The 14,131-nt window shown below is 68.8% G+C and carries 10 protein-coding genes; 2 read left to right on the top strand and 8 right to left on the bottom strand.

Annotated elements, in window-relative coordinates:
- Positions 1–3: 3 nt before the first annotated feature.
- From K226_RS0105840 to K226_RS0105855, 4 genes are all read right to left on the bottom strand, one after another.
- On the bottom strand, positions 4–1,335 hold the full coding sequence (locus tag K226_RS0105840) for an O-acetylhomoserine aminocarboxypropyltransferase/cysteine synthase family protein (RefSeq protein WP_024813914.1): 1,332 nt from the start codon (positions 1,333–1,335) through the stop codon (positions 4–6).
- 75 nt (positions 1,336–1,410) lie between these two features.
- Positions 1,411–1,926 carry a CoA-binding protein gene (locus K226_RS0105845; RefSeq protein ID WP_024813915.1) on the bottom strand — a complete coding sequence of 172 codons (516 nt, stop codon included), beginning with the start codon at positions 1,924–1,926 and terminating at the stop codon, positions 1,411–1,413.
- 56 nt (positions 1,927–1,982) lie between these two features.
- Complete coding sequence (locus K226_RS0105850) at positions 1,983–4,277, bottom strand: protein-disulfide reductase DsbD (protein ID WP_024813916.1); 2,295 nt, start codon at positions 4,275–4,277, stop codon at positions 1,983–1,985.
- Positions 4,278–4,368: 91 nt separating this feature from the next.
- Positions 4,369–8,193 carry a DUF748 domain-containing protein gene (locus K226_RS0105855; RefSeq protein WP_024813917.1) on the bottom strand — a complete coding sequence of 1,275 codons (3,825 nt, stop codon included), beginning with the start codon at positions 8,191–8,193 and terminating at the stop codon, positions 4,369–4,371.
- 111 nt (positions 8,194–8,304) lie between these two features.
- On the opposite strand from K226_RS0105855, the gene K226_RS0105860 reads away from it, so the two are divergent.
- The gene (locus tag K226_RS0105860) at positions 8,305–8,748 is read left to right on the top strand and encodes a hypothetical protein (protein ID WP_238324197.1); all 444 of its coding nucleotides are present in this window, start codon (positions 8,305–8,307) and stop codon (positions 8,746–8,748) included.
- 52 nt (positions 8,749–8,800) lie between these two features.
- On the top strand, positions 8,801–9,658 hold the full coding sequence (locus tag K226_RS0105865) for a creatininase family protein (protein ID WP_024813919.1): 858 nt from the start codon (positions 8,801–8,803) through the stop codon (positions 9,656–9,658).
- Positions 9,659–9,735: 77 nt separating this feature from the next.
- Here the strand turns inward: K226_RS0105865 and K226_RS0105870 are convergent, their stop codons facing one another.
- The 4 genes from K226_RS0105870 to K226_RS0105885 all read right to left on the bottom strand — a co-directional run bounded on the left by K226_RS0105870 (position 9,736) and on the right by K226_RS0105885 (position 13,953).
- Positions 9,736–10,779, bottom strand: coding sequence for a VWA domain-containing protein (locus tag K226_RS0105870; protein ID WP_024813920.1), 1,044 nt, complete (start codon positions 10,777–10,779; stop codon positions 9,736–9,738).
- A 27-nt stretch (positions 10,780–10,806) separates the two neighbouring features.
- Complete coding sequence (locus tag K226_RS0105875) at positions 10,807–11,859, bottom strand: DUF58 domain-containing protein (protein WP_024813921.1); 1,053 nt, start codon at positions 11,857–11,859, stop codon at positions 10,807–10,809.
- Complete coding sequence (locus K226_RS0105880) at positions 11,840–12,871, bottom strand: MoxR family ATPase (protein ID WP_024813922.1); 1,032 nt, start codon at positions 12,869–12,871, stop codon at positions 11,840–11,842. Before K226_RS0105880 ends, K226_RS0105875 begins: the two co-directional genes overlap by 20 nt.
- A 161-nt stretch (positions 12,872–13,032) precedes the next feature.
- Positions 13,033–13,953 (bottom strand): S1C family serine protease, encoded by a 921-nt coding sequence (locus K226_RS0105885; RefSeq protein WP_024813923.1) that lies wholly within the window; start codon positions 13,951–13,953, stop codon positions 13,033–13,035.
- Positions 13,954–14,131 lie beyond the last annotated feature (178 nt).

A 14,131-nucleotide genomic window follows, 5' to 3' on the forward strand; every position in this document is an offset into this window, starting at 1 on the left:
TTCCTAGGCCGTGGCCCGCCCCAGTGCCTGGTCGATGTCCCACAGGATGTCGTCCACGTCTTCAATGCCCACGCTCAGGCGCACCATGTCGGCGCTCACGCCAGCGCGGGCCAGTTCTTCTTCGTTGAGCTGGCGGTGCGTGGTCGAAGCCGGGTGGATCACCAGTGTCTTGGCGTCACCGATGTTGGCCAGGTGGCTCAAAAACTCGCACGCGTCGATGAACTTCTCGCCCGCAGCCGCGCCGCCACCCTTTGCACTTTTGACCCCGAAGGTCAGGATGCCCGAGGCGCCCGGGTGGCCGTCCACCGCGCGGAACTGCTTGTGCGCCAGCGCGTGGTACGGCGAGCCGGGCAGGCCCGGGTAGTTGACCCACTGCACCTGCGGGTGGCCCTGCAGAAACTGCGCCACCTTCAGCGCGTTGCGGCAGTGCTCGCGCATGCGCAGGTGCAGCGTTTCGGCGCCCTGCAGCAACTGCCAGGCGTTCATGGGCGAGAGCACGCCGCCAAAGGTGCGGTTGACCTCCATGCGCGCCTTCATGGTGTAGCCAAAATCGCCAAAGGTCTCGTAGAACTTTACGCCGTGGTACGCGCGGCTTGGCTCCACCATTTCGGGGAACTTGCCGTTGTCCCACGGAAACTTGCCGCCTTCCACCACCACGCCGCCCATGGTGGTGCCGTGGCCGCCGATGTACTTGGTGGCGCTGTGCACCACGATGTCGGCGCCAAAATCGAGCGGGTTGCACAGGTAGGGGCTGGCCACCGTGTTGTCGATGACCAGCGGCACGCCGTGGGCCTGCGCTACCTCGGCAATTGCGGCGATGTCAAGCACGTTGACCAGCGGGTTGCCGATGGTTTCGCCATACACCGCGCGCGTGTTGGGGCGCATGGCACGGGCAAAGTTCTCTGGGTCGGCCGGGTCCACGAAGGTCGTCTCGATACCGAGGCGCGCAAAGCCCACGCCCAGCTGCCCCACCGTGCCGCCATACAGCGTGCTCGCCGCCACAATGTGGTCGCCGGTTTTCAAAATGGCCAGCAGCGCCGCCATTTGTGCGGCCATGCCGCTGGCGCAGGCCAGCGCGGCGCGGCCGTTTTCCAGGCTGGCGATGCGTTCCTCGAACACCGCCACCGTCGGGTTGCTGATGCGGCTGTAGACATTGCCGAAAGTCTGCAGGTTGAACAGGCTGCTGGCGTGCTCGGCGCTGTCAAACACAAAGCTCGTGGTCTGGTGGATGGGCGTGGCGCGCGCGCCGGTCACCGGGTCGGGCTGGGCGCCGGCGTGGATGGCGCGGGTGCCAAAACCATAGGCATGGTCGGCTTGGTGGGGAGAGTTGCTCATGGCGGTTTATGCATCAAATTGGCCGCAAGCGCTTATGTATAAAGCGTAAGCAGCTATTAAAACAGGAGTAACCAGTCAGTAGGGCAGCTGCCGCAGCCGCTTGGCGGTGATCACGCCGGTGTTCACGCCCATCCAGCCCAGGCCGCCAAACAGGCGCGCGTGTTCAATTTTTACGCAGCGGTTCTGTATGACCTGCAGGCCCGCGTCTTCGGCGCGCCGGGCAGCGTCTTCATTGACCACGCCGAGCTGCAGCCACAGGCAGCTGGCGCCAATGGCGGTGGCATCCTCGGCCAGCGGTGGGATGTCTTCGCTTTTGCGAAAGCAGTCCACCATGTCGATGCGCCCGCCTTGGCGGGCGATGGCCTGCCCCGCGTCGGACAGGCTGGCGAAGCAGATCTCGCCCAGGATGCTGCCGCCGCCCTGCGCCACCACCGGGTTCACCGGCACGATGCGGTAGCCATGCGCCTGCATGTACTTGGCGGCAAAGAAGCTGGGGCGGTGCCATTGCGGCGACAGGCCCACCACCGCAATGGTGCGGCAGCGGCCCAGCACGTCGCGCAAGGTGCTGATGGTGTCGGGGGTGCGGCTCATGCGTGGCAGTGTACGCAAGCATGACCGCGCATGTGCGCTGCCCGCCCCTTGCGCCGCTACAGGTCGGCCAGCACCGCCCGCACCTCGTCCACGCTCAGCACTTCCGTCAGCACCACCGGCGGCTTGCCGGGGCGGTAGAACACATACACGGGAACGCCGCTGCGGCCCAGCGCGGTGAGAGCCGCCGTGATGGCGGGGTCGCGCCGCGTCCAGTCGGCGCGCAGCAGGGCCACGTTCCTGGCTTGCAAGTCGGCCAGCACGTCGACGTTGGCCAGCGTGGTCTTTTTGTTGTATTGGCAGGTCACGCACCAGGCGGCCGTGAAGTCCACAAACACCGGGCGGCCGGTGGCCACGATCTGCTCGGCCGCGCCGGGTGCCCAGGGCTGCCAGCCGGTGCCTGCAGCGGCTTCGGCGCTGGATGCTGCCGTGGCGGGCGCGGCGGTGGACGCAACGGTGGTCACCTGCGGTGCAAAGGCCCAGACCAGCAGCGCCATCGCCGCGATGGACACAGAGCCCATCCACAAGCGGGCACGGCCCGCCAGCGACAGCGCCCACACCACCATGGCCAGCCCCACCAGCAGGATCAGCAGCGCGCCCGCGCCATCAATGCCGCTTTGCTGGCCCAGCACCCACACCAGCCACACCACGGTGGCCAGCATGGGAAAGGCCATGAGCTTGCGGAAAGTGTCCATCCAGGCACCGGGGCGCGGCAGTGCGCGGGCCACGGCGGGCACAAAGCTCGCGGCCAGGTACGGCAGCGCCAAGCCCAGGCCCAGCGCCGCAAACACGGCCAGCGCCTGCGGTGCGGGCAGTGTGGCCGTGAGGCCCAGTGAGGCGCCCATGAACGGCGCCGTGCAGGGCGAGGCCACGGCCACAGCCAGCACGCCGGTCAAAAAGCTGTCGGCCATTGGGTGGCGCGCCTGCAGGCTGGCCACCGACGACGGCAGGAAATGCCCGAACTCGAACACCCCAGCCAGATTCAGCGCAATCAGCGTGAACAGTGCCGCCAGCCCCGCCACCACGGCGGGCGACTGCAGCTGAAAGCCCCAGCCAATGGCCTCGCCCGCCGCGCGCAGGCCCAGCATGAGTGCGCCCAGCGCGATGAACGACAGCACCACGCCCGCCGTGTAGGCGATGCCACTGATGCGGTGGGCGCGGCGGTTTTGCGCATGCTGGGTGAATCCCACCACCTTGATGGCCAGCACCGGGAACACGCAGGGCATGAGGTTGAGGATGAGGCCCCCCAGCAAGGCACCCAGCAGCGCAGCCGTGAGGGTGAGGGACGAGGCCCCGCCGCCTGGCGTTGCCGTTGCCGCATTGGTGGCGGCGGTGCCGCCCGCCTGCGCCGCATTGGCCTTGAGCGCAGCCTCCAGCGCGGGCGATACGGTGGCCACGGCGGCGCCCTGGGGCCAGGTGCCCAGCACCTTCAGCTCGGCGCGGTAGCCGGTGCGCGTGTCGGGGCCGGTGGCGTGGCCTGCGGTTTCTTGCCCGGAGGTCTTCTCGGCCAGCACCACCGGCATCAGGCTGGGGCTGGCGCTGCGCTGGGGCGACAGCGGCACAGTGGCCGTCCACACGCTGCCGTTCCAGGCCTGGGGCCACGGCGCGGCGTTGTCGATGATCTCGGCGGTTTCGGGGAACAGGTCCAGCGTCTTGCCGCGCAGCGCCGCGGGAAGCCCCTGCACGCTGACGTTCAGGGTGTTGCCGTCGGAGGCAACCTGCGCCTGGCTCTCTGGCCCGCTGCCGCCGGTGCCCGCCAGCACGGGTTGCGGCTGCGCCCTGGCGGCGGCCGCGAATGCGCCGCCGTGCAGCGCCGTGGTGCTCTGGATGGGCAGCTGCAGCGTGAACACGCCCTCTTCGGGGATGCACTCCTTGCGGCACACCAGCCACGAGGCGCGCAGCTCGATGGTGGCGTCCTTGGTCAGCGGGCCGGGGGCAAAGGTGCTGGCCACGGTGACGGGAACGGGCAGCAGCACCGTGCCTTCGTAGCCATAGTTGGCCAGCGTGCCGATGGGGATTTTTCGGGGCAGGGGCCAGGCGATTTCGCCAGCGTCCAGGCCGGCGGGCAGCGTCCAGACCAGTTCGGTGGGCAGGCCAGAGTCGCCGGGGTTCTTCCAGTAGGTGTGCCACTCGGGCTGGTGGGTGATTTGCAGGCCCAGCCACAGCGGCTGGCCGGGCGCCACGCCCTGAGGCGCATGGGCCAGCAGCTCGGCGCGCACATAGGGTGTGGTGACCACGCTGCCGGCTGCGGCGCTGGATTTTTGGCCAAATTGGGCGTTGGCGCCCGTGGATAAAGCGCTAACAGCTATAAAAAGCAGAGCTAAAAAGAGACGGGGGAGCAGGCGTTGGGGCATGGTTAGAGGGTGTGAGCGCTCGGCGCAGCGGTTGGTTCCGGCGCCCCGGCCGGGCGCGCCGGAGCGCCCTGCCTGGAGCCCGCGGCCTGCCTTATTGTGTTGCCAGGTTCAGTTGGGCCTGGGGCGTCCATTTTTCGTCGGGCTTGGCGGCCTTGGGTGCGGCGATGAACAGGCGCTCCTCGGGCAGCTTTTGCTCGGCCAGATAAGCCTTGACGGCCTGGCCGCGCTGTGTGGCCAGCTCGGTGGCCTCGTCTTCGGTGGCGGCGGGCAGGTGGGCCAGCAGCAGGGCTTCCATCTCGGGCACTGGCAGGTCTTTGGCCATGCCCACCAGGTTGCGCGGCTTGGGCATGTCGGCGCGGCGGTACACCTCTTTGAGCAGCGCCGGGTATTCGGCGGCCTGCACGGGGGTGGTGTCGGCGGGGGCCGCGCGGCGTTTTGCGGCGTGCACCAGCGCTTGCAGGCGCTCGCGCTGGATGGCGTCGCGTTCGCGCTCCAGGCTGGCCGTGCCGGTGACGGTGATCTTGAGCGCGGGCCGTTCGGTCAGCGCCTTGGCCACCTTGTCCAGGCCCTGCCGGGCCTCGGGCGTGAGGGCGGCACTGCCTGGGGCAAAGGCCACGCTGCTCAGTTCGTCACCACCGCCAAAAGCGCGGGCCAGTAGGCTGAACGGGGCGGTAATGGCCTTGCCGATCAAATTGACGATGATCTTGAAGATGACCGGGCCGATGCGAAATTGCGGGTCGTTCAGCGAGCCGCTGATGGGCAGATCGAGGTCGATCACGCCACGGCTGTCAGACAGCAGGGCCACGGCCAGCTTCACCGGCAGGCTGTTGGGGGCGCCCTCCACCGGGTCGCCGAACGTGAGCTGGTTGAGCACCAGCTTGTTGCTCGCCGTGAGCTGGCCGTTGGGCAGCACCTTGTAAGAGACATCCATGCTGAGCTTGCCGCGCTCGATGCCGTGCCCCGCGTATTTGACGGAATAAGGCGTAAGGGGCGGCAGTTCGAGGTCGCGCACCTTGCCCTGGATATCGAGCGCCAGCGGCTTGGCCAGCGGATTGAGCTTGCCGGTGATCTCCAGCGATGCCGAGCCCTCGGCGCGCCCGCGCAGCTCCAGGTCGGCCAGCACGGGCTCGCTGCCCGCAGGTTGGGACGAGAACGCGCTGAGCTTGCCGGTCAGCTCGGTCAGGTCGGCCGAGTAGTTGGGCTTGATGAAAAAGTCCGAGAACAGCACCTTGCCGTTGACCAGGCTCACCGGGCCGAACACCACCACTGGGGCCAGGGGGTCGGGCGGGGTGGCTGGGGAGGGGGGCAGCGCGGTACTGGCCGATGCCGTGGCGTTGGCGGTGTTCGCGGGCGTGTCGGGGGGCGAGCTTGGCGCTTGCGCCACGGGGGCGGCTGGTGCGGTGTCGGCGGCCGGGGGCGTGTTGTTGACCTGGGCGGGGCTTTTGGCAATGTCGCTCAGGTTGATGCGGCCGTTTTCGTTGATGGTGATGCGCGCAAAGAAGTCGGCCAGGCTGGTCTCTTTGACCTCCACCCGGGGGGCGGTGTCGGGCGCCAGGGCCACGCTCAGGCCGCGCAGGCCCAGGCTCTTCCAGGCCAGCAGTTCTTCGCCCACCTGGTCTGCGGTCTTGGGCGTGGCGGCAGCCGTGCTGTTGGCGCGCAGCTCGTCGATGGCGGCATCGCCGCTCACGCGCAGCGTGGTGCCGCGCGCGCTTTGGGCCATGGCCACCTGGCCCCGAAAACCCGCCTCGGCGTGCAGCAACTCGATGGCGAACCGGTCGGCCAGGTAGCCGTCCAGGGCGTGCAGGGGCAGGCGGCTGGCTTCCAGGCGACCTTGCGTGGCAAAGGGCTGGGGCGTCAGCGTGCCCCGGTAGTCGAGCTTGCCGGCGTTGCCCCGGGATTCGACTAAGCCGGCGTTGCCGCGGCGTGCGGCCACCCGGGCAGAGAGCTGGAAGGCCTCGGGCTTGCCGCCGTCCAGCGCCAGGTTGCGCGCCTGCAGGCCCAGTGACGACAGGTTCAGTGCCACGGGGCGGGGCTGGGCGCGGTCGGCAAAGGCCACGCTGCCCTCGTCCACGGCCAACTCGCCCAGGCGCACGCGCCATGCGGGTGCAGCGGGCGCAGCGGGTGGCGGTGCGGAGGCTTGCGCTGTGGTGGCGCTGGAGGGACTGGCGGCGGGCGCGGACTTGAGCCAGCGCTCGGCCAGCCAGCGGCCATCGGCGGCGCGTTCCACCGTGGCCTTGGGCTGGGTGATGCCCAGGCGCTCGATGTCCACGGTGCGGGTGTCCAGGTTCAGCTTCAGGCCGTCCAGCGCCAGCTTGCCCACGCTGGCCAGCGCGGTCTTGCCCTGTTGCAGGGCCAGTTGCTCCAGCGCCAGGGGACCCGCGCCAAGCGTGATGCCCGTAGCGCCTGCCTTGGCGGCGTCGCCAGCAGGGGCTTGCCACTGCAGGGCCAGCTCGCCGCTGACCAGGCCGGTCAGCACGGGCTCCAGCGTCTGGGCCAGGTAGGGCGCGGCCAGTTGCAGGGCGAGGGCCTGGGCAGTCAGGCGCACCTCGGCGGCACGGTCGGTGGCCTGACCCTTGAAAGCCAGGGTGCTGCCCTGCACGCCCAGCGCGCCCGTGAAGGTGAGCGGGGCCTTGAAGGGATAGGCCACATCGGCCACATCCAGCGTGAGGTCGGTGGCCTCCAGCGCGGCGGCGGGGCGGGTGCTCTGGTCGCTCCAGCGCACCTGGCCCTTGCGCACGGCGGCCTGCGCCACCGCCACGGTCCAGCCGGGGGCGGGGGCTGTGGCTGCGGGTGGGTTTGCGCTGCTGGCGGGGGCCTGGGGGGCCGATGCCGCCGGTGATGTGCGTGCCGGCGCTGCCGGTTTGGCGGCGGCGGCCGGGGTAGCCAGTTGCGCGAGGTTGACCGCGCCCTGGGCATTGCGCGCGGCCGTCACGATGGGCGACGCCAGCTCCACGCGGGCCAGGCGCACCACCTGGTCGAGCGGCCGCACATCGGCCATGTCCACCGTGAGGCGCTCGTACGACAGCAGGGGCTGGTTGTTGCGGTCAGCAATCTTGACGTTGCGCGTCTGCGCCGTGCCGCTCAGTGTGACGGCCAGGCGGGGTGCCTGCTCAAACGCCACCTTCAGGTCCAGGTCGAGCAAGGCACCCTGCACCCGCACCGGCAGGCTGGCGGGCAGGTAGGGCAGGTAAGGCGCCAGATCAAGCCCTTCCCACTTCACCGTGGCGTCGCCCTTGCCGGTTTGCGCAAACGGCGTGCCCTGCACCGACGAGTCAAACCGGCTGTCGCCGACGACAAACGACAGGTGCGGCTCCACCTTGATCTCGCGTTGCGAGGGCAGGGTGCTGATGAAAGGCACTTTGAGGGCCAGCTGGCGCACGGTGTGGAGTGCGTCGACCCTGTGGTCGTTGAATTCGATGGTGCCGTCCGTTAGCGCCAGGTTGTAAAGCGCCAGCCGTGCGGGGCCGCTGGCCGGTTTGTCGCTGGGGGCGGTGAGCCGGGCGAGGATGTCGTCCACGTCGTAGTGGCCGTCCGAGAGGTGCGTGAGCCGCAGATGGGGGGCGTCGATCGCGAGGGCATCCACCACCGGCGCCAGGCGCACCAGCGACTGCAGCTCGGCATCGGCATAGATGCGTGCAATCTGAAGCTGCGGGGGGCCGCCCTGGGCGCCGCCAATGGCGATGTCGCGCAGGGTCAATTCCAGCGTCCAGGGCGTGAACTCGATCGCCCCCACGGTCACCGGTCGGCCCAGCTGTTCACTGGCGATGCGCTCCAGCGGGCCTTTCGCCAAATGCGCAATAGCCAGCCAGCTGACCAGCCAAATCACGATCAAGGCCGCCAGTGCGCCCACTGCGAGGCGAAGCCAGCGTTGCTGGCGCGAGGAGGCAATAGAAAAAGAGGGCAGGGACAAAGGCATGGCGACGTGCAAAAAGTGAGCGCCGCAGTCCCAAGGGCCTGATGCAAAACGACCGCGCGCGAGCCGCTATTGTCCCCGTTGTCTGACCGTCGGGGTAAGCCATTGCAACCCGTGCGCCGGGGTGCCTCCAACTGGTGGATAGTCGGGGTGGTCATGCCCCTGTCGGGCACATCCACTTCCATGCAGCCCTCTTCTTCTTCTTCTTCTTCTTCTTCTTCTGTGGTCGTTCCTGCAGCAACTATCTGGTCGCGCTCGCTCACCCGCCTGCTGCGTGGCAGCGGCTGGCTGCTGCTGGGCCTGTGTGCGTTGCTGGCAGCGCTGTCCTTTCACGGCTTCACGTTGTATTGCGAGAACTTTGGCTGCATTTACCGGGGTCTTGTCTGGGTGGTGTGGGCCGTGCTGGCGGGCGTGGGGCTGGTGGCGGCGCTGGCAGTGCGGGCATGGCAGCGCCGCCGTGGCTTCAGCACGCGCGCCAGCGGGCTGGCACTGGTGCTGTTGCTGGCGATGGGCGTGGGCCATCTGCTGTATTGGCTGCTCACCACGGTGCTCAAGTGACCTGCATTCCTTTCATGCCCAGGCCGAGGCGGCAGCCACTACCATGGCGGGCATGACTGCTGCCACCCATCCACCCCTGCCGTCGCGCTTCTGGGCCGACCTTTCCACCCGCGACTTCACCGGGCTGCGCGCCAGCGGCCAGGCCCGGCAGACGGTGGCCGTGCTGCCGGTGGCGGCCATCGAGCAGCATGGGCCGCACCTGCCGCTGTCGGTGGATGCCACGCTGCTGCAGGGCGTGATGGACGCCGCCCTGCAGCAGCTGCCCGCCGCGCTGCCCGTGCTGTTTTTGCCGCCGCAGGTGGTGGGCCTGAGCCCCGAGCACATCCGCTTTCCCGGCACGCTCACGCTGTCGCCCGCCACGGTGATTGCGCTGTGGACCGAGATTGGCGAATGCGTGGCGCGCGCCGGGGTGAAAAAGCTCTTGCTGTTCAACGGCCATGGCGGCCAGGTCAGCGTGATGGACATCGTGGCGCGCGAGTTGCGCACGCGCAGCCATCTGCTGGTCTACAGCGCCAGCTGGTTCAGCCTGCCTCTGCCCGACGCCGTGGCTGGCCAATTCAGTGCCGAAGAGCACCGCTTTGGCATCCATGCGGGCGAGATCGAGACCTCAATGATGCTGCACCTGGCGCCAAGCGCGGTGCACATGGAGCACGCGCGCGATTTCCGCTCCACCTCGCAGGACCGGGCCGAGCGCTACGCCATCCTGGGCAACGGCAAAAGCGCCAAGCTGGGCTGGCAGATGCAGGACTACCACGTGGCCGGTGCCGTGGGCAATGCCGCCGCCGCCACCGCCGACAAGGGCCGCGCGGTGGTGGATGCCGCCGCACAGCAACTGGTGCGCTTGCTGCAAGAGCTGCACGATCTGCCGCTGGCCACCTTGGTGGATGGCGCCGGGGGCCTGGTCGAATAACGCGTATTTTGGGTGTTTTTGGCCTCTAGCACTTATGGAATAAGCGCAAGCAGCTATTATTTTGATAGTTTTTTTAACTACATCACCCGCCCAAACCACCCCACCGACAGCCCGGCGGCCAGCACCGCCAGCGCCGCCCCCACCAGCGCCAGCAGGGCAGAGACTTCGGTTTCGCGCTTTTCCACCGTAAGGCGCGAACTCAGGGTTTCATAGACCTTCTTCAGGTCGGCGGCCGTGGCAGCGTGGAAATATTCGGCCTGGGTGCGCAAGGCCACGGCCTTGAGGGTTTCTTCGTCGAGCCGCACGCGCATCGACCAGCCCTCAAAACCGATGGTTTCACCCTGCACCGTGCCCACGCCCACGGTGTAAACACGCACGCCCCGGTCGGCGGCCCATTGGGCGGCTTCGAGCGGGTCCACCCCGGTGGTGCGCTGGCCGTCGGTCAGCATGATGATGGCGGCCGAGTTGTAGGAGCCCGGGGCGACGGGCGTGAAGGTCTTGGCCGGGTCCTGCCGGGTGACCTCGTCGAGCGAGCGCGGCCGCATGGCCTGGCGCTCGCCCAGAGCGGCAATGTCGATGCCTGCGTTGGGGAACAGCGTGGCCAGCGCCAGCATGATGCCGTTGCCCGTGGCCGTGCCGCGCTGCAGCTGAAAGCTGTCGATCGCCTTGACCAGGTCTTCATGGCTCTGGGTGGGCAGTTGCGCCAGTTGGGCGCTGCCCGCAAACGCCACGATGCCCACGCGCACATGGCGCGGCAGCTCGGCAATGAAGGCCTTGGCGGCGTTCTGCGCGGCGGTGAGGCGGTCGGGCTCCACGTCAGTGGCGCGCATGCTGCCCGACACATCCATGGCCAGCACGATGGTCTGTTGCTCTGAGGGCAGCGTGATCACCGCCATGGGGCGCGCCGCCGCCAGCAGCAGGGCCACCAGCGCCAGCAAAAACAGGGTGGGCGGGATGTGGCGGCGCAGGCGCTGGCCGGGGCCGAGCGCCGCGCGCACCAGGCCGAGGCTGGGGTAGTTCAGCGCCTGCTGCTTGCGCCGGTGCAGCAGCCAGGCGTACAGCGCCACCAGCAGCGGCACCGCCAGCAGCAGCCAGAGCAGGGTGGGCCAGAGAAAAACCATGGTCGGTTGTCCTTGGGTGAGTGGGTTTCAGGCAGTGGCCTGCGCGGTCTGCCCGGCCAGCACGGTGGTGGGGCGGGGGCTGGACTGGACAGCGCGCAGCCGCGGCCCGGCGCGGCGCTGGCGCAGGTCCATGAAGCGCAGCAGGGCGTCGATCAGGTCGTCATCGGTGCGCAGCTCCAGCGTGTCGGCGCCCGCGGCGGCCAGGGCGGTGCGCAGGGCGGCCTCGCGCTCGGCGGACAGGCGGGCAAAGCGCTGGCGAAAGGCCTTGTCGTGCGTGTCGACCTGCAGTTGCTCGCCGGTCTCGGCATCGCGCAACAGCACCAGGCCCAGGTCGGGCAGCTCCAGTTCGAGCGGATCGAACAGGCGCACGGCCACCACGTCGTGGCGCTGCGCCAGCTGGGCCAGCGGCTTTTCCCAGCCGGGTGCGCTGATGAAGTCCGACACCACGAACACTGTGGAGCACCTGCGAATGCCGCCCAGCCCGGCCTGCAGCAGCAAGCCCAGTTGCGTGCCGCCCGCCGCCCGGTCGGCGGCCGGTTGCAGCAGCCGGTGCACCAGTTGCAGCACCTGCGCGCGGCTGTTGCGCGGGGGCAGCACGGCATCCACCGCGCGTGCGCTGCGGCCCTCTGCATCCTTTGCGCCACCCGCACCCCCCGCGCCATACAGCATGGCACCCACGCGGTTGCCGTGGCGCGTGAGCAGGCGCGCCAGCACGGCCACAAAGCCGGTGAGGATGTCGCGCTTGGCGTGGCCCTGCGGGCCAAAGTGGATGGAGGGGCTCAGGTCCAGCAGAAACCAGGCCGACATTTCGCGGTCTTCGGTGAACACGCGCACATGGGGCGCGTTCAGGCGCGCCGTGACGTTCCAGTCGATGTGGCGCACATCGTCGTGGGGCTGGTACTCGCGCAGATCGGCCAGGTCGAGCTCGCTGCCGCGCACCAGCGTGCGGTAGTCGCCCTGCAGCAGGCCGTCGAGCCGCCGGATGACATGCCACTCCAGCTGCCGCAGCAGGCGGTCGGCCTCGCCGGGCAAGCGGGGCAGGGGCTGCCCGGTGGCGGGTTCAGGCGGCTTGTTGCTCATGGTGAGTGCCCAAGCTGTTTTGCAGGTGGTGCAAAGGCCGCGCAGGCGCCGGTATCTTGGCCATGATGCGGGCAATCAGCGCATCGGCATCCAGCCCGTCCGACAGCGCCTCGTACGACAGCGACAGCCGGTGGCGCAGCACATCGGCCGCCAGATCGGTCATGTCTTCGGGCAGCACGTAGGCGCGCCCGCGCAGCATGGCCAGGGCCTGCGCGCCTTCAGCCAGGCAGATGGTGGCGCGCGGGCTGGCGCCGCAGGCAATGAACTGCGCAATGTCCTGGACGCCATGCTGCGCGGGCGCCCGCGTGGCCGCCACGAGCTTCACCGCATATTGCAGCAGCGACGGGTCCACATACACGCTGCGGCACTCGGCCTGCAGGGCCGACAGCTGCGCCGTGGTGGCCACGGGCAGCACCTGCACGGGCGCAGCCAGCGCGCGCTGGGCAATCACGAACTCTTCCTCCTCGGTGGGGTAACCCAGCAGCACCTTCATCATGAAGCGGTCCACCTGCGCTTCGGGCAGGGCGTAGGTGCCTTCGGTCTCGATGGGGTTTTGCGTGGCCATCACCAAAAAAGGCGCGGGCACCTTGTGGGTTTCGCCGGCAATCGTCACCTGGCGCTCCTGCATCACCTCCAGCAGGGCGCTTTGCACTTTGGCGGGGGCGCGGTTGATTTCGTCGGCCAGCAGCAGGTGCGTGAACACCGGGCCCAGCGTGGTGATGAACTCGCCGGTTTTCTGGTTGTACATGCGCGTGCCCACCAGGTCGGCGGGCACCAGGTCGGGCGTGAATTGGATGCGCTTGAAGCTGCCCTGGATGGTGCGGGCCAGCGTCTTGACGGTGAGCGTCTTGGCCAGCCCGGGCACGCCTTCGACCAGCAGGTGGCCCTGGGCGAGCATGGCCACCATGACACGTTCCAGAAAACGGTCTTGCCCCACCACGACGCGCTTGACCTCATAAAGCACCTGCTCCATCAGCGTGGCGGTGGATGCGTTGTTCGTTGCGGCTTCCATGGGTTCCCTTCCTTGTCAGTGATCAACGATGCTGCGGGCCGTCACCAGCCCACACGACGGGCGCGGCCAAGGCGAGAGACACCGAGCAAGGGCCGCCCCGCAGCGAGGGTGTCGTCCCCCTGGAGGGGGAAGGCGCGGAGCGACTCAGGGGGTGTTCCATTTCAGAACGGCGGCATGCCCACCGCAGCCGCGGCGTTTTCAATGGGCACGGCAAAGCCGATGCCGATAAAGGTGCGGGCCTCGGTGGGGTTGAGGATGGCGGTGACGATGCCCACCACCTCGCCTTCCATGGTGACCAGCGGGCCGCCCGAGTTGCCGGGGTTGGCGGCCGCGTCGAACTGGATCAGGTTGGTGAGCGGACGGGTGCCTTCGGGCGGATCGAATTCACGGTCCAGGCCCGACACCACGCCCGCCGACGCCGATGGCCCGATGCCAAACGGAAAACCGATGGCCACCACCTGGTCGCCCGCCCGCAGGTCTTGGGTGGAGCGCAGCGGCGCGGCGGCCAGGTCGTCGGGCACCTTGTGGGCCTGCAGTACGGCCAGGTCGTTTTCGGGCTGGACACCGGTGATGCTGGCGGTGGTTTCCAGCCCATCGTGAAAAGTGACGGTGATGCGGCTGGCGCCCTGCACCACATGCAGGTTGGTGAGGATGATTCCCGAATCCACAATCACCACGCCCGTGCCAATGCCGCGCTCGAGCTCTTTCTTGCCGTTCTTGCTGCGCGTGTAGCTCGCCACACGCACCACCGAGGGCGCCACGGCCTCCACTGCCGCTGTGGCGGGCGATGGAAAGGTGGTGGTCTCCAGGGTGCGCAGCACGGCAGCGTCGATGTCGTCCTGCGTGATGCGGCGGGGCGTGGTGCCCGGGTGCAGCCACAGGCTGGCCAGCAGCAGCGCGGTGAGCAGCACCACGGTGGCCCACAGGGCGCGCAGGTGGTTGCGCGGGGCGACAGTGGTTGCGGATGCCTCGGCGGGCGGTGCCAGCGGTGGTGACGGCTGCGGCGCGCTGGCCACTGCGGCCACCGGTTCTGCCGGGCGCCGGGTGGGGCGGGAACTGCTGTAGAGGGCGGGCCGTGGCATGCTGTCACCTTCTGGTTCCATGGCCATTTCCCGGCCCGTGCGCACGCCTTGGGGGCTGTGGGCGCCGCGCCTTTGCAGGCACGCGGGGGTGAGGAAACGGAATGTCGCGCCGGAGCGTGGCGCACGGGTTTGACAGTAGCACGGATCGCCGGTTGATGCACACCGCTGTGTGGCCGGG

Source organism: Acidovorax sp. JHL-3 (assembly GCF_000526295.1).
Classification (GTDB): domain Bacteria; phylum Pseudomonadota; class Gammaproteobacteria; order Burkholderiales; family Burkholderiaceae_C; genus Acidovorax; species Acidovorax defluvii.

Coding starts and splice junctions, on each gene's coding strand:
- K226_RS0105840 (WP_024813914.1), bottom strand. CDS start 1,335: ATGAGCAACTCTCCCCACCAAGCCGACCATGCCTATGGTTTTGGCACC.
- K226_RS0105845 (WP_024813915.1), bottom strand. CDS start 1,926: ATGAGCCGCACCCCCGACACCATCAGCACCTTGCGCGACGTGCTGGGC.
- K226_RS0105850 (WP_024813916.1), bottom strand. CDS start 4,277: ATGCCCCAACGCCTGCTCCCCCGTCTCTTTTTAGCTCTGCTTTTTATA.
- K226_RS0105855 (WP_024813917.1), bottom strand. CDS start 8,193: ATGCCTTTGTCCCTGCCCTCTTTTTCTATTGCCTCCTCGCGCCAGCAA.
- K226_RS0105865 (WP_024813919.1), top strand. CDS start 8,801: ATGACTGCTGCCACCCATCCACCCCTGCCGTCGCGCTTCTGGGCCGAC.
- K226_RS0105870 (WP_024813920.1), bottom strand. CDS start 10,779: ATGGTTTTTCTCTGGCCCACCCTGCTCTGGCTGCTGCTGGCGGTGCCG.
- K226_RS0105875 (WP_024813921.1), bottom strand. CDS start 11,859: ATGAGCAACAAGCCGCCTGAACCCGCCACCGGGCAGCCCCTGCCCCGC.
- K226_RS0105880 (WP_024813922.1), bottom strand. CDS start 12,871: ATGGAAGCCGCAACGAACAACGCATCCACCGCCACGCTGATGGAGCAG.
- K226_RS0105885 (WP_024813923.1), bottom strand. CDS start 13,953: ATGCCACGGCCCGCCCTCTACAGCAGTTCCCGCCCCACCCGGCGCCCG.